The 14269-nt window shown below is 59.3% G+C and carries 15 protein-coding genes; 9 read left to right on the top strand and 6 right to left on the bottom strand.

What is annotated here, in order from left to right:
- Positions 1-163: 163 nt before the first annotated feature.
- The 3 genes from PKE98_RS19980 to PKE98_RS19990 all read right to left on the bottom strand — a co-directional run bounded on the left by PKE98_RS19980 (position 164) and on the right by PKE98_RS19990 (position 2929).
- Positions 164-823: an endonuclease gene (locus PKE98_RS19980; protein ID WP_271197071.1), complete on the bottom strand. Its 660-nt coding sequence runs from the start codon at positions 821-823 to the stop codon at positions 164-166.
- A gap of 562 nt (positions 824-1385) precedes the next feature.
- A complete protein-coding gene (locus PKE98_RS19985) occupies positions 1386-1946 on the bottom strand; it encodes an NADPH-dependent FMN reductase (RefSeq protein WP_271197072.1) in 561 nt (186 codons plus the stop codon).
- A gap of 83 nt (positions 1947-2029) precedes the next feature.
- Positions 2030-2929: a LysR family transcriptional regulator gene (locus PKE98_RS19990; RefSeq protein WP_271197073.1), complete on the bottom strand. Its 900-nt coding sequence runs from the start codon at positions 2927-2929 to the stop codon at positions 2030-2032.
- Positions 2930-3094: 165 nt separating this feature from the next.
- Here PKE98_RS19990 and PKE98_RS19995 point away from each other — a divergent pair, with 165 nt between their 5' ends.
- The 3 genes from PKE98_RS19995 to PKE98_RS20005 all read left to right on the top strand — a co-directional run bounded on the left by PKE98_RS19995 (position 3095) and on the right by PKE98_RS20005 (position 5398).
- Positions 3095-4189: a polyamine ABC transporter substrate-binding protein gene (locus PKE98_RS19995; protein ID WP_271197074.1), complete on the top strand. Its 1095-nt coding sequence runs from the start codon at positions 3095-3097 to the stop codon at positions 4187-4189.
- 11 nt (positions 4190-4200) lie between these two features.
- Positions 4201-5160 carry an agmatinase gene (gene speB / locus PKE98_RS20000; protein WP_271197075.1) on the top strand — a complete coding sequence of 320 codons (960 nt, stop codon included), beginning with the start codon at positions 4201-4203 and terminating at the stop codon, positions 5158-5160.
- 79 nt (positions 5161-5239) lie between these two features.
- Positions 5240-5398, top strand: coding sequence for a YqaE/Pmp3 family membrane protein (locus PKE98_RS20005; protein WP_074939855.1), 159 nt, complete (start codon positions 5240-5242; stop codon positions 5396-5398).
- A 95-nt stretch (positions 5399-5493) separates the two neighbouring features.
- Here the strand turns inward: PKE98_RS20005 and PKE98_RS20010 are convergent, their stop codons facing one another.
- Positions 5494-6003 (bottom strand): GvpU-like protein, encoded by a 510-nt coding sequence (locus PKE98_RS20010; protein WP_271197076.1) that lies wholly within the window; start codon positions 6001-6003, stop codon positions 5494-5496.
- 125 nt (positions 6004-6128) lie between these two features.
- On the bottom strand, positions 6129-6329 hold the full coding sequence (locus PKE98_RS20015; RefSeq protein ID WP_271197077.1) for a YjfB family protein: 201 nt from the start codon (positions 6327-6329) through the stop codon (positions 6129-6131).
- A gap of 292 nt (positions 6330-6621) precedes the next feature.
- Here PKE98_RS20015 and PKE98_RS20020 point away from each other — a divergent pair, with 292 nt between their 5' ends.
- Positions 6622-8568 carry an acyltransferase family protein gene (locus PKE98_RS20020; RefSeq protein ID WP_271197078.1) on the top strand — a complete coding sequence of 649 codons (1947 nt, stop codon included), beginning with the start codon at positions 6622-6624 and terminating at the stop codon, positions 8566-8568.
- A gap of 13 nt (positions 8569-8581) precedes the next feature.
- Here the strand turns inward: PKE98_RS20020 and PKE98_RS20025 are convergent, their stop codons facing one another.
- Positions 8582-9538, bottom strand: a complete 957-nt coding sequence (locus tag PKE98_RS20025; protein ID WP_271197079.1) for a LysR substrate-binding domain-containing protein — start codon at positions 9536-9538, stop codon at positions 8582-8584.
- A 282-nt stretch (positions 9539-9820) separates the two neighbouring features.
- On the opposite strand from PKE98_RS20025, the gene PKE98_RS20030 reads away from it, so the two are divergent.
- The 5 genes from PKE98_RS20030 to PKE98_RS20050 all read left to right on the top strand — a co-directional run bounded on the left by PKE98_RS20030 (position 9821) and on the right by PKE98_RS20050 (position 13827).
- Entirely contained in the window at positions 9821-10672 is an 852-nt protein-coding gene (locus tag PKE98_RS20030; protein WP_271197080.1) for a transporter substrate-binding domain-containing protein, read from the top strand.
- Positions 10673-10741: 69 nt separating this feature from the next.
- Positions 10742-11695, top strand: a complete 954-nt coding sequence (gene speB, locus PKE98_RS20035) for an agmatinase (protein WP_271197081.1) — start codon at positions 10742-10744, stop codon at positions 11693-11695.
- Between the two features lie 2 nt (positions 11696-11697).
- On the top strand, positions 11698-12348 hold the full coding sequence (locus tag PKE98_RS20040; RefSeq protein WP_271197082.1) for an amino acid ABC transporter permease: 651 nt from the start codon (positions 11698-11700) through the stop codon (positions 12346-12348).
- 10 nt (positions 12349-12358) lie between these two features.
- On the top strand, positions 12359-13039 hold the full coding sequence (locus tag PKE98_RS20045) for an amino acid ABC transporter permease (RefSeq protein WP_271197083.1): 681 nt from the start codon (positions 12359-12361) through the stop codon (positions 13037-13039).
- An 8-nt stretch (positions 13040-13047) separates the two neighbouring features.
- Positions 13048-13827 carry an amino acid ABC transporter ATP-binding protein gene (locus PKE98_RS20050; RefSeq protein WP_271197084.1) on the top strand — a complete coding sequence of 260 codons (780 nt, stop codon included), beginning with the start codon at positions 13048-13050 and terminating at the stop codon, positions 13825-13827.
- Positions 13828-14269: the final 442 nt, after the last annotated feature.

Genomic DNA, 14269 nt, shown 5'->3' on the forward strand with positions numbered 1-14269 from the left:
ATCGGCTGCGCGTCGGCGTGGCTGCGTTAAAAAAGGCTTTTCAATGCTCATTGGCTACAGCCAACTGCGCTTGAAAAGCCTTTTTTGCCCGGGCCGTATTGGCCTTGCCCCGCTCTAGCTCGCTCGATCTCAAATCGTACGAGGCAACACGTGCGGTTACCGATTATTCCTGGGTTATCTGATCCGCCGCTGCCGGGGCATCGATGTACCGGTTGCGGTTGCCCTGCAGCGCTTCGATCCGGTCGTTGCGGGCTTTTTCTTCGGCGTCCGGCGGGTCGATCTGGTTCCAGCGTTTGTACATCTGCAACTGGCCGACGATGGGCAGGCCATACTCGCTGCGCATATAGAAAATCGCCCGGGCGACATTGCCCTTGGCGGTGTCCGGCGGCTCTATCAGTTGGAAGCTGGCTTTAAGCTGGCAGCCGATATCGCTGAACTTGCTCGATACCCCATCACCCAATTCGCCGAACTGCGCATTGCGCCGCGCCAGCTCCACCAAACTCAGGGCCGGATACATGTTGTGCAGGTCGCTCAACATATAGGGGTATTGAGGGTTGGCGGCAGCGCATTGCTCGTCGGTGACGCAGCGCAAGGCCGATTTTATCTGCTTGACCGTGTACACGAGGCTTGCCGACACCTGGCCGCGTTCACCGGTAAAGGGCTTAGCGCAATACAGGGTGGTGCCGCCGTTGGCGTAGAGCTGTTTCCAGAAGAATTGGTCGATGGCGACCTTGGGATCCTGAAGCTGGTTTTGCCCACCCGCGAACGCCGTGGAGCAAGCGCAAAACGTTAAACCTGCGACGGCAACTGCTACTGCGCGCATGTGACTGACCCCAGGGAACTGCACTGTCGGCAATCTTTCGAGTTGTTATTTTGTAGGACAATGCGAGTCTAACAAGAGCCCGTTCACAAAATAAAGCCGACCTAAGGCATGGTTTAAAGCTGTGTAAGCCAAAGCTTACATTGCGTGCTGCTTATCGCCGCTAGTGTTAGGAATAACAGCTGGTTACTCTCTTTTCCATGGACGTTGTGCAGGAAGCGCCAAGGAACCAACAGGGATACGCTGGATTTCCATCAGGATGATGGATGATTACGGATGTCAGGACACAGTCTGCAAAGCCCCGCCTCGGCGGGGTTTTCTTTTTTCTGCAGAACGAAAAACACCGACGTTGCGTCGGTGTTTTTGTTTGTATACCTCGCGTTACGCGGCCTCCAATGCCGCCTGACTGTCACGGCGATTCTTGTGCACCGTAGCCGCTACAACCAGCGCCAGAAGAATCCCAGCCAACACGGCCGATGAGCCGATGGTGCCGAAGTCCAATCCGCCTTTTTCGTGCGACTTGGTCAGCACGTCGCCCAGGGCGGGCAGACCGGTTGTGCGGCGTTCAGTCTTTGCTGTGCAACGCCACCCATTGGGCATAGGTGTCGATGAATTTCTGCAGGAAGGGTTTGATGCCGTCGCTCAGTTTGCCGTCTTCGCCGAAGAAACTGCCCGCGCCGCCCAGGTAGGCTTCCGGCTGCTGGAGCATATGCACGTCGAGAAACACCATGGACTGGCGCAGATGATGGTTGGCACCAAAGCCGCCGACCGCGCCAGGCGATGCACTGACCACAGCGCCCGCCTTGCCGCTGAACACGCTCTGGCCATAGGGGCGCGAGCCGACATCAATGGCGTTCTTCAGCGGCGCCGGCACCGAGCGGTTGTATTCCGGGGTGATAAATAGCAGCGCCTCTGCGGCTTTGACCTTGTCGCGAAACGCGGTGTAAGCCGCGGGCGCGGGGCTGACGTCGATGTCTTCGTTGTACAGCGGCAGGTCGCCGATTTCGACAATCTCCAACTGCAGCGAGGGCGGTGCCAGCTCGGCCAGGGCCAATGCCAGCTTACGGTTGATCGAGGCTTTACGCAGACTGCCAACCAATACCGCGACGCGGTGAACCTTGCTCATGGTGACTCCTTGGGCGGGATGGAAAAGGGTGAGCTAGGAACTATAGCTGGCGTTTGGCGCTGTACCGGGCCGTTTAGAGCGCTTCAGCGTTGCTGGAATGCGCTGAATAAATCAGCAGCAAACGCCTTCTGCGCTTCACTCGGCTGGCGGCCACGGTGGCTGCCCAAGTAGAAATTGACGCTAAAGCTCAGCTGTTTCGGCAGCAGCGCCCGCAGGCGTCCGGCCGCCACCCAGGGCGCTGCGATATGCGTAGGAAGGTAGCCCAGGTGCGCGCCAGACAAGACGAAAGCCAGCGTGCCTTCAACCTGCTCACTGCGCGCGCTGCTGACCTGCGCCTGCCACGGGTCGTCGGCCTGGTCGAACCGGTAGGGATACTTCACACCGTCCTGCGCGCTCAGTTCTTCCAGCGTCAGTTTCTTGCGCGCAAAAAACGGATGGGCATCGCCGCAGTACAGCGCCTGCTCCTCGGTAAACAGCAGTTGATGGTCGATGGCTGCCTGCACGCCGGAAAAATAGCCGATGGCCAAGTGCATCTGGTCCTGCAACAAGCGTCGCTCCAACTCGGCCGGCGCGGCACTGCGCAGCTCGATCTGCACGGCCTGGTTACGCTGGCGAAACAGGCGGATGGCCTCACTGACTTTGGCCAGTACATGCGGGTCCAGCGCCTCGGACAAACCGATGCACAGGTCCCCCAGCAGCTTGTCGGCCATGCCCCGGGCTTCGTTCTTGAACACGTCTAATGCGGTGAAGAGCTTGCGCGTGGCCAGCAGCACCTCTTCCCCTTTGGGCGTCAGACGAAAGCCGGCTTTGCCGCGCTCGCACACCCGAAACCCCAGGCGGGTTTCCAGCTTGGCCATCTGCGTGCTGATGGTGGACTGACCAATCCCCAGGTCGCCCTGCGCCGCACTGAAGCCGCCGTTCTCCACCACGCTGATAAACAGCCGCAGCAATTGCAGATCGAGGTCGCGTACTTGGCTCAGCATGGCAAGTCCAAACATTGATAGCTGTCGATGCCAAGGTATATCACTTTGCATTTATCAGAAGCAAAGCGCGGCGCAGTATCCACGCCATCCAGAGCTTCCTGCCACCGCTGAGTGGCCACTCCTTGAGAAGCGCGGTAACCGTTATCTGCCCAGGAGATCATCACCATGCGAATCGCCGCGTGCGCTTTACTGCTGGCCGCCACCTTGCCGCTGCACCTGTCGGCCCAGGCTGAAGAAAAAGTACTGAATATCTACAACTGGTCCGACTACATCGGCCCCGAAGCGCTGAAAGCCTTTCAGGCTGAGACCGGTATTCAGATCAAGTACGACGTGTTCGACAGCCCCGAAGCCCTGGACAGCAAACTACTCACCGGCGGCAGCGGCTATGACCTGGTGTTTCCATCCTCCAGCGGCCTGGCCCGCGCCGTGAAAGCCAAGGCCGTGCAGCCCATCGACCACAGCAGCCTTACGCTCTACAGCAACCTCGACCCCGACCTGCTGGGCAAGCTCGCCACCTCCGACCCCGGCAACCGCTACGGCGTGCCCTACACTTGGGGCACCGTCGGCCTGGGGTTGAACAAGCAAGCGGTGAGCAAACGCCTGGGCGCGGACGTGCCGCTCAACACGCTCGACCTGCTGTTCAAGCCCGAATACGCCAGCAAGCTGAAAGACTGCGGCATCGGCGTGCTCGACTCGCCGCAAGAAGTGATCAGCATCGCCCTCAACTACCTCGGCCACGACCCCTACAGCGACAAGCCGGCCGACCTTAAAGAGGTGCAGCAATTGCTCGCCCAGCTACAGCCGAACGTACGGTATGTCGCCTCCGGCCGGCAGATCGACGACCTGGCCAAGGGCGAAGTGTGCATGGCCCTGAGCTACAGCGGCGATGCCGCCACCGCCGCTGCCCGAGCGGTAGAGGCCAAGCAACCGTTTGAGGTGGTGTACCGCATTCCCCGTGAGGGCACGCTGGTGTGGTTCGACACCATGGCCATTCCGGTAGACGCCCCGCACCCACAAGCCGCGTTGGCCTTTATCAACTATATGCTGCGCCCCGAAGCCATCGCCGAAGTCACCAACACCGTGTTCTTCGCCAACGCCAACAGCGCGGCCACCGCGCTGGTAGACCCGGCGGTAACCAGCGACCCGGATATCTACCCGCCCGCCGAGGTGCGCGCGCGTCTGTTCAGCGACCAGATGCAAAGCCTGCCGGCACAACGTGAACGCACTCGCCTGTGGACCTCCTTCCGCAGCCACTACTAAGGAGCAACGCAATGGACCAGGCCTCTCGCAATGACCAAGCCATCACCCGTGAAAGCCTTTACGGCACGGCGGCGGAATCGACTTACGGCGGCATCACCAGCTTTATGCGCCGTCGCTACAGCCGCGACCTGGAGGGCGTAGATGTGGTGGTCAGCGGCGTGCCGTTCGACACCGCCACCACCAACCGCCCCGGCACCCGTTTTGGCCCACGGGCGATTCGCGCGGCCTCGTGCCAGATGGCCTGGGCGCGCCCCAGCGCCTGGGAATTCGACCCCTTCGATGAACTCGCGGTGATCGACTACGGCGACTGCGATTTCGACCATGGCCAACCGCAGCTCACCCCAGGCGCCATCGAAGCCCACGCCGATGAAATACTTGGCGCCGGCTGCGCCATGCTCACCCTGGGCGGCGACCATTTCATCAGCTACCCGCTGCTCAAAGCCCATGCGAAAAAACACGGCCCACTGTCGCTGATCCACTTCGACGCCCACAGCGACACCTGGCCCGACGAAGCGGTGCAGCGCATCGACCACGGCACCATGTTCTACCACGCCGCCCGCGAAGGTCTGGTGGATCCGGCGCGCTCGGTACAAATCGGCCTGCGCACCACCAACGACGATGTGATGGGGTTTCAGGTGCTCGACGCCCGCCATGTCCACCGCCACACCCCGGAGCAGATCGCCGAACAGATTCGTGCCCGCGTGGGTGACAACCCGGTGTACCTGACCTTCGATATCGACTGCCTCGACCCGGCCTTCGCCCCCGGTACCGGCACGCCGGTATGCGGCGGCTTGAGCAGCCATCAGGCGCTGGAAATTCTTCGCGGCCTGCGCGGCATCAACCTGGTGGGCATGGACGTGGTGGAAGTGGCGCCGCCCTACGACCACGCCGAAGTAACCGCCCTGGCAGGCGCCACCATTGCCGTGGAAATGCTCTGTCTGTACGCCGCGAAACATACGCACAAAGACTGAAGGCAACGTTAGGTTGAACCAGATAGAAGGAGGGCGGGTCGGTTAGGGGGTACGTTTTCTCACAATAGGAACTGATTTCATGGACCTGATCCGCATCCTGATCGCCATCCTCCTGCCGCCGCTGGGCGTTTTTTTGCAAGTTGGCTTTGGCGGCGCGTTCTGGCTCAACATTCTGTTGACCTTGTGCGGCTATATCCCCGGCATCGTGCATGCCGTGTACATCATCGCCAAGCGTTAAGCCCGCGCCGACGTTGGGTAGACGTTGGGTAGACGTTGGGTAAAACGCAGGCATAAAAAAGCCCCGCCTGAGCGGGGCTTTTCGTGCGTCGAGCGTTAAGGCTGCAGCGTTAGCTGAATGTCGTCGCCTAGGTCATCGGCCAGCAAGCCGAGCGAAAAACCCGAAATCGAGGCAATGGTGCCGCGCCACAACAGACCTTCACTGGCCGGCATCTGCCCGGACGGCGTGCTCAACTTGGCGTCCTTCAAGTGCAGGTATTGCACAGGCGGCGGGTTTTCACCATCGGTCTTGGGCAATCGCGATTTGCCCAGCTCCGCGTAGTGGGCGCGCAGGCGATCGGCGTCGGCCACCGGCCAGGAGCTGGCGAACGACTCGCCGAACAGGCGGAAATACTGCTCTACGCTGATCAGGATTCCGGAAATGACACCCGCTGGCGTCGACAGGGTAACGCCCACCTGCAGCTCGGTTTCATTGGTCAGTTGCACCAGATCCTGCAAAAACCAGTCGATGGTCCGACCGTGCCAGGTCAAGTCCTTCATCACCGGGTCGACCAGATCATCGGCCACTTGCTGATGCCAACTTGGTTTTGCATTGTCCTGAGTCATCTTCGCTCCATGCTGCCGATGAAGGCAGTTGTCTGTTATTTCGGGTGGATATAAGCCAAGTGTAGGCAACGCCTGACACAGAAGGCCAATATGCCGTCAGACCGTTACACCCACCTAATGTGCCGTCAGGCCATTACATCAATAGAGTTGCCCAGATTCGGCGGATTACTCGACAGCGCCGACAGGTCTGGAATCGCCTCGATCAGCGCCATCGCGCCTTCGGACTGCATATCCAAGGCTTTGCTCAGCATCTTGATCGATACATCGGACTGGAGTTTGGCCGACTGCGCATTCGAGACCGCCGCGCCAACGCTGGAAATGTCCATGACGTACCTCCGTATTTAACGGTTACCTAAGGTCGACTGGCCTATGGCCTGCGAAGTTCAAACTCGCCGCCGGCGCCAGACACTCGTGAACAGGGTTTATCGGCAGCAAGCGCGCTGGCTGTAGGCACCGTTGGTCCAGTGCCAAAAACGCTGATGCAGCTGGATTTGCAATACGAAGAAGCTGCGACTTTGGTAAGGGAACCCATACAATGCCGCACGAATTCGCACGTATGCACGCCTTCGACCAGGCCATTGGCAGTAGCGCCTCTTTAGCGTTTTTTGGAATGTATTGATGCCTCAAGCTTCACAAGGGTTTCGTCTCGATATCAATGGCTTGCGCGCCTGGGCAGTGGCCGCTGTGGTGCTGTACCACTTCGGCATCGTGCAGGTTGGCGGCGGCTTTATTGGCGTTGACGTGTTCTTCGTGATTTCTGGTTTTCTGATGACCAGCATTATCGTGCGAGGCCTTGAGACGGGCAGTTTTTCGTTTTGGTCGTTTTATCTGGCTCGCGCGCGGCGAATTCTTCCCGCCCTGCTGGTCGTGGCATTGGTGCTGCTGGCCGTTGGTTGGTTTCTATTGTTGCCCGACGAATACGAACTGGCCGCCAAGCACGCCTACCGAAGCCTGTTGTTTGTATCCAACCAGACGTACCTGAACGAAGCCGGCTATTTCGACGCCGCCTCCCACGACAAATGGCTGCTGCACACCTGGTCGCTGTCCGTGGAATGGCAGTTCTACATCCTGCAGCCGCTGGTGCTGGCCGCACTGTGGAAACTCTTGCCCGGGCGCAAGACCGTTGCTATTAGCCTGGCGCTGCTATTCGCCGCGTCGCTGGCCTGGTGCATTCACCTGACCAACAGCAATCCCGCCGCCGCCTTCTACAGCCTCAACCCCCGCGCCTGGGAACTACTGGCCGGCGGCCTGGTATTTCTCGCCGCACCCCATTTACGCATCACCGCACGCACCGGCCTCGCGCTGGAATGGTCCGGTTTTGCCCTGATTATCGGCGCCGCCCTGTTGCTGGATGGGCAAAGCCAATGGCCCGGTTGGCACGCCCTGATTCCCGTACTGGGCACGGCCTTTGTACTGCTCGCCGCCAACCAGACCTCCATACTCACCGGCTCACGCCTTGCCCAGTGGTTGGGCGACCGCTCCTACTCCATCTACCTCTGGCACTGGCCGCTGGTGGTGGCACTGGTGTACGCCCAGAAACACACCGAGCCGCTATGGATAGCGGGCGGGCTGTTGCTCACCGTTCTGCTCGGCGACCAATCCCACCGCTGGGTAGAAGTGCTCGCCCGCCAGCGCCTGGCGCGCTTGCAAGCCGCGCCCGCCACCGTACTGCTCGTGGTGATAGTGGCCCTGGCCATACTGCCAGCACGGCTGATCCGCACCCACGACGGCTACCCCCAGCGCGTGCCTGAAGCGGTGGCGGTGATCGAAGGCGAAAAGAAAAACTACGACCAACGCCGCGCCGAATGCCGCAAAGCCGATGCCGAATGCATCTACGGCGGCCCCAACGTGGCGGCCATTCTGGTCGGCGACAGCCACGCCGCTTCGGTCGTCAGCGCCCTGGTCGCCGCGCTGCCCCATGCCGACCAAGGCGTAATGCTGCGTGCCTCAGCCGGCTGCTACATCAGCTTCGCCCCAGACCTCGTTGCACCCAAAGGCGACTGCAAAAAACTCAACCACGACGTAAGAGAAGACCTGGAAACCCAATACCCCGGCCTGCCCGTCGTGATGGTCACCCGCACCACCGGCAACCTACTGGGCGGCGTAACCGGCGAAGCCGAAGACCCCGCGCTCGAACGCCCTGTATTTATGTTCAGCACCCACTACGACAGCTTCAGCCCCGCCTACTTCGCCGAAATCGAAAAAGACTTTATCGCCACCGCCTGCCAAATCACCAAACACCACCCCCTGTACCTGATGCGCCCGATCGCCGAGATGGGCGTCAACGTCCCAGGCACCGTCGCCCGAGGCCTCATCTGGGGCAAAGAACGCCCCGTATTCGTAACCCTCGCCGACTACCACCAACGCCACGCGTTTGTATGGGCCATGCAAGACAAAGCCAAAGAGCAATGCGGCGCGCAGATACTCGATCCGTTGCCGCTGCTATGCGACGGGGAGCGGTGTTCGGGGACGCATAATGGGTGGCCGATTTACTACGATGATGACCATTTGAGTGAGTCGGGGAATAAGTTGCTTCGGCCGATGTTTGAGACGCTCTTCAAGTAGGTAGCCTGGGTGCTCAATGCGCAACGGCCAACGTTTGGGCTGAGCCAATAATGCGCTCGACGCTTTGCTGGTGCTGGAACTCCAAGGCCTGCTCTTGCAGCCAGCTACAGAAGGCCTTTACTTGCGGACGGTTGGCCAGTTTTTTCAGGAATACGGCATAGACACCGTCGTCCTCGACGACATCGTTGAACAAGGGAACCAGCCGCCCGCGTGCCACCTCGGCGGCCACCAGCACGTGGCGCCCCAGGGCCACACCGCGGCCATTGAGAGCCGCACCTACTATCAGGTCCGCTTGGTTAAAGCGGTAACCGCCACTGCAGTCGACATGCCGCACGCCCCTTTCCGTCAACCAGCTCTGCCAGGAGGTGGCGAGTTTGGCGTGTGGTAGGGAGTCGTGTAGCAGTACGGTTCGGCGCAGGTCGCCGGGTTCGCGTAGGTCAACCTGCTCCAGCAACGCGGGGCTGATGACCGGATAAATATAGTCACTGAACAACAGATGCTGCTCCATCGCCGGCTGTTCGGCCGTGCCGTGGCAGATGCCGATATCGACGATTTCATTATGGAAATTGGGTTCGGCAAACTCGGCGATCAGGTGCAGTGCAATATGCGGATGCTTGCTATGAAAATCATGCAGACGTGGCATCAGCCATCGGTTGGCGAACGACGGCATGCAATAAACGGTGAGCTTGCTTTGCTGGCTGCGGGTATCGATATCGCTTAGGGTTTCGCTGAGCAAACCCAGGGCCGAGTGAACGGCCGGGTATAGCTGGGTGCCAGGCCCGGTAAGCACCAGTTGGCGGGTGCGGCGCTCAAATAGCTTGTAGCCCAAACGGTCTTCTAACTGAATGACTTTCTGGCTTACCGCGCTTTGCGAAACGCAGAGTTCATCGGCGGCCAGGGTGAAGCTCAAGTGCCTGGCTGCAGCTTCGAAATAGCGCAGCGCTTCAAGCGGCGGAAGGCGAATGGGCACACAGGCTCCTAAGGCGAAAAACGGACGCTCCTGCTGGTGCGGCCTTTCTACCCTTCTGCATGAGCACGCAGCGTGCCAAGCCCGCATGCGGCCTGCATGGGCGCCGCAGTGGCGTACGGGTCCACGCCCAGGCCGATACCTTGGCCTGGCGCTGCGCCAACATGGGGCATTAGCCCACCTTATGCATGGTTATTAGCAGATACCGTTTGTTGCGCTGCGAGCCCGTGCTCGAAGATGGCTTCAGCCTTTCAACCAAGCCGTCTATTGCTGGAGCATGTGCGTATGACCCCCAGGACCGTTACTCCGCTGAAAAAGCTGCTGTGCATGGCCGGCCTGTTACTGGCGGCCGTCCACGCCCAAGCTGATCTGCTTGATGAGATCAAGACCCGTGGCGAAATCGTGGTTGCCACCGAAGCACGTTATGCGCCCTTTGAAATGCTCGAGGATGGCAAGATCGTCGGCTATGGCAAGGACATGCTCGACGAGATTCTCAAAGACCTGCCGGGTGTGAAGCTCAAGCAGCTGGACCTGCCTTTCCAGAGCATACTCGCCGGCCTTAACGCCAAGCGTTATGACATCGTCGCGACTTCCTTGATGATCACTCGCCAACGCCTGGACGCTTACGCCTTCACCAACCCGATTTCCGATGCATCGGTGGCCATACTAAAGCGTAAGGCTGATGACAGCATCAATAGCCCGGCGGATATGGCCGGCAAGATTATCGGCGTGCAAGCGGGATCTGCGCAGGGCACTGCTGTGCGCAAGTTCGAGAAGGACGTGCTGGCGCCTAAAGGTCTGAAGGTCGCCGATATCAAAGAGTTCACTGACTACAACGAAGCCTACGCTGCGCTGGCTTCGCGCCGCGTGGATATTGTGCCCCAGGCCTTGCCAAATCTGTCCTCGGTGGTGAAGTCGCGCCCAGACATGTTCGCCATCGTGCAGCCGCCTTTTGGCGATAAGAGCTACTACGCCTGGGCTGCGCGTAAAGAGGCCGATTCAGCGTCGCTGGTGGCCTTTTTCAACGCTGGCATTCTCAAACTCCAAAAGAGCGGCAAGCTCGCTGAACTGCAGATGAAGTGGTTCGGTTTCACCATGGATGTGCCCGAAGGCGTGCTGCCCGAGCCGCTGAACTAATCGGCACCGCTGGCTGTTCGCACATGGGCTGCGCCCGCAGCCCGGTTTATTCCCTGTTGGAGCCAGGCCATGAGCGCTGACCCGAAAACCCAGCCGCGTTACACCGGCATCGCCACGTTTATGCGCACCCCTTTCAACCCTGATTTGGCGGATGTGGATATCGCCCTGGTGGGTATTCCATTCGACGGCGGAGTGACCAACCGCCCCGGTGCGCGTCATGGTCCGCGTGAAGTTCGCAATCAGTCGAGCCTGATACGCATCATCAACCAAGCCACCGGTATTGCGCCGTTTGAGCTGTGCCGGGTGGCTGATGTCGGTGACGCGGTACCAGAAAGCCCGTTCGAATTGACGGCTGCCCATGACTCCATCCAGCAGTTCTATGAGCCGATTTGTGCTGCTGGAATCGTGCCGCTGTCGGTTGGTGGTGACCACTCGGTAACGCTGCCGGTATTGCGTGCCCTGGCCAAGAACGGTCCCCTTGCGCTGGTGCATTTCGACGCCCATTGCGACACCGGCGACTTTTACCTTGGCTCGCGCTTTCACCACGGCTCGCCGTTCAAAGTGGCGGCCGAAGAGGGGCTGATCGACCCGTTAAAAACTATCCAGATCGGCATTCGCGGCAGCATTACGGACCGCGATATCTGGAAATTCAGCTATGACAGTGGCATGCGCGTCGTCAGCATTGAAGAGTTCTACCAATTGGGCCTGTCTGCGGTGATTACAGAAATTCACCGCGTGGTAGGCGACAGCCCGGTGTACGTCACCTTTGACGTCGACGGTCTGGACCCGGTTTACGCCCCCGGCACAGGCACTCCGGAAATCGGTGGCTTCACTACCTTTGAAGCGCAACAAATGATGCGCTCGCTCGCTGATCTGGACATCGTTGGCGGCGATGTAGTCGAGGTCTCTCCGCCATTCGATCCCAGCGGCACAACGGCGATGGTGGGGGCGACCGTACTCTTTGAGTTGCTCTGCGTCGCCGCTGTAGCCTGGCAGCGTCGCCACGGCGTCGACGAGGGTTGAGTATGTTCGACCTGAGTGTCGTGCTCGACTACCGCAGCGAGTTGCTAAACGGCTTGTGGATGACTGCGTGGATTTCTGCCTTAGCGATTTTACTCGGCTTTGTTATCGGCGTGCTGGCGTGCATTGCCCGGGTCTCGGGCTACCCCGTGCTGCGCGCCGTCGCGGCGTTTTACATCAGCACCCTGCGTGGCACGCCGTTGCTTGTGCAACTGTCCATGATCTTTTTTATGTTGCCCCTTATCGGCATTAGCCTGCCGCCGCTTCTCGCCGCCATCATTGCTCTGGCACTAAATAGCGGCGCCTCACAGGCGGAAATCTTGCGCGGCGGCTTTGAAACGCTGCCGTGCGGGCAAACCGAGGCTGGTTGGGATATTGGCCTGGACCGTTGGCAGATTCTTCGTCACGTACAACTGCCGCAAGTGGTCCGCGCGACCATCCCGGCGCTGGTCAATGAAACCATCGATATCATCAAAAACTCCTCGTTGGTCTCTACCATCGCCGTCACCGAGCTGATGCGCATCGCCCATACCTATTCATCCACTACCTACAGGCCGCTGGAGTTCTTTACCGCCGCAGGCTTGCTCTACCTCACGCTTACCCTAAGCGCTGGGTACATCGGGAAGTACCTGGAAAAACGGTTGAGCACGCGCTGATGGAGGCCCAATGAACCTGCACCTCTACATCGACTACGGACCGGTCCTGCTGCAAGGGGTAGTGTTTACTCTGCTGAGCAGCGCCGGTGCGTTGGTCATCGGCCTGCTCTGGGGCTTGTTGCTGTGCCTGCTTGGGCAAGTCAACAACCGGCTGCTGCGGCTTTTCTACCAGCTGTATCTCACGGTGTTTCGCGGCACACCGTTGTTGGTGCAGATCTACCTGGTGTTCTACGGTGGGCCGTTCATCGGTATTGAACTGAGCGCGTTGCAGGTAGGCATTGGTGGCCTCGGCCTATACAGCGCCGCCTACTTTGCGGAGATTTTGCGCAGCGGTTTTCTCAGCGTACCGCCAGGCCAAATCGAAGCCGCACGCGACCTGGGTCTTTCCCGCTGGCAGGTGCTCAGCCAAGTGAAACTGCCGCAAATGCTCGGGTTGGTTCTTCCGGCGATCCTTAACCAAACCATCCTGTTGGTAAAAGAGTCGGCGATTTTATCAATCATCACTGTGCCGGAAATGATGAGTGCCGCAAGCCGCATGTCCAGCGAGACCTTCACCTTTATTGAGCCCTACCTATTCCTGGGCCTGACGTACTGGCTGATCACCTTTTTGCTCGCCCGCAGCGTACGCCTGCTTGAAGGTACACGCGCCGCTACCAGCCTGGATTGTGAGGACACTGCATGCAAAACGTAGGCAAACCCGTGATCAAACTGATCAACGTAACCAAACGCTTCGGCGATAACTCCGTGCTCAAAGGTATCAGCCTGGATGTGCACGCAGGCGAAGTGGTGTGCATCATCGGTGGCTCTGGCTCCGGCAAAAGCACCCTTTTGCGCTGTGTAGACTTCCTCGAAAGCTACGACAGCGGGGAAGTGCTAGTAGAAGGCAGGCTCATCGGCTACGGCTCCGACCCCGCCGGCAACCTCACACGTCTGCCCGACTGGGTTATACAAAAAGACCTCGCCAACGTCGTTATGGTCTTCCAGCAGTTCAATCTATGGCCGCATAAAACCGTGCTTGAAAACGTGATGGCACCACTGGTGCTCGTCACCAGAATGAACAAGACAGAAGCCAAAACCAAAGCGCTGGCTGTACTCGACAAAGTCGGCATGGCCCACAAAGCTGACGCTTACCCCAACACCCTCTCTGGCGGCCAACAGCAACGCGTCGCCATCGCTCGCGCCCTGGCGCGTGAACCAAAAATCATGCTTTTCGACGAACCCACCTCCGCGCTGGACCCCGAGCTGGTCGGCGAGGTGCTGAAAGTGATGAGGACGCTGGCAGATGACGGCATGACTATGGTCGTGGTGACCCATGAAATGGGCTTTGCTGCACAGGTGGCCGACAAGGTAGTGTTTCTCGCCAATGGCATGATTGAAGAACAAGGAGCGCCGGCGACCTTGTTCACTGCTCCGCAATCGCCACTTTTAAAGAGTTTCTTGGCTACGTGGGCAGAGCGGAATGTGGGTTTTTTTGGCTAGTGGAAGGCGCTCACTGCAAGCCCATCCTCGCACGACAGTCTTCGCTAGATGAGACCGACGGCATCTTCAATTGAAGGCAGCTGTGTTCCCGATTTTCCATGCAGTCAGGGAATTCAAAGCGGCGGCGAAGGCCCAGTTGTGACGAGCTAATCGGCACACAAACGACGTTGCGGAAACTGATAAAGCAGACAAGCAAAAGCCGCGCAACGCGCGGCTTTTTAATTGGTGGGCCCACACGGACTTGAACCGTGGACCAAAGGATTATGAGTTGCCTAGAAACGCTGCAAGCCCAGTGAAATCGGGCGTAGCTTAGCGCAGGTACAGTTAGCTGAAAGTAGCACCGTAGAGCGGGCTTAGCGTAATTGAGCGAAATCTGTAGAAGCTGGGCACTGTACCGCCAGTGTACTGTTTTTTGTACCGCGAAACGGTCAGTTTTTGCTTT

Origin of the sequence: Pseudomonas turukhanskensis (genome assembly GCF_027922365.1) — a bacterium.
Taxonomy (GTDB): domain Bacteria; phylum Pseudomonadota; class Gammaproteobacteria; order Pseudomonadales; family Pseudomonadaceae; genus Aquipseudomonas; species Aquipseudomonas turukhanskensis.

Excerpts from the sequence above, each read along its gene's own strand:
- PKE98_RS19980 (WP_271197071.1), bottom strand. The coding sequence starts at position 823 with ATGCGCGCAGTAGCAGTTGCCGTCGCAGGTTTAACGTTTTGCGCTTGC.
- PKE98_RS19985 (WP_271197072.1), bottom strand. The coding sequence starts at position 1,946 with ATGAGCAAGGTTCACCGCGTCGCGGTATTGGTTGGCAGTCTGCGTAAA.
- PKE98_RS19990 (WP_271197073.1), bottom strand. The coding sequence starts at position 2,929 with ATGCTGAGCCAAGTACGCGACCTCGATCTGCAATTGCTGCGGCTGTTT.
- PKE98_RS19995 (WP_271197074.1), top strand. The coding sequence starts at position 3,095 with ATGCGAATCGCCGCGTGCGCTTTACTGCTGGCCGCCACCTTGCCGCTG.
- speB (WP_271197075.1), top strand. The coding sequence starts at position 4,201 with ATGGACCAGGCCTCTCGCAATGACCAAGCCATCACCCGTGAAAGCCTT.
- PKE98_RS20005 (WP_074939855.1), top strand. The coding sequence starts at position 5,240 with ATGGACCTGATCCGCATCCTGATCGCCATCCTCCTGCCGCCGCTGGGC.
- PKE98_RS20010 (WP_271197076.1), bottom strand. The coding sequence starts at position 6,003 with ATGACTCAGGACAATGCAAAACCAAGTTGGCATCAGCAAGTGGCCGAT.
- PKE98_RS20015 (WP_271197077.1), bottom strand. The coding sequence starts at position 6,329 with ATGGACATTTCCAGCGTTGGCGCGGCGGTCTCGAATGCGCAGTCGGCC.
- PKE98_RS20020 (WP_271197078.1), top strand. The coding sequence starts at position 6,622 with ATGCCTCAAGCTTCACAAGGGTTTCGTCTCGATATCAATGGCTTGCGC.
- PKE98_RS20030 (WP_271197080.1), top strand. The coding sequence starts at position 9,821 with ATGACCCCCAGGACCGTTACTCCGCTGAAAAAGCTGCTGTGCATGGCC.
- speB (WP_271197081.1), top strand. The coding sequence starts at position 10,742 with ATGAGCGCTGACCCGAAAACCCAGCCGCGTTACACCGGCATCGCCACG.
- PKE98_RS20040 (WP_271197082.1), top strand. The coding sequence starts at position 11,698 with ATGTTCGACCTGAGTGTCGTGCTCGACTACCGCAGCGAGTTGCTAAAC.
- PKE98_RS20045 (WP_271197083.1), top strand. The coding sequence starts at position 12,359 with ATGAACCTGCACCTCTACATCGACTACGGACCGGTCCTGCTGCAAGGG.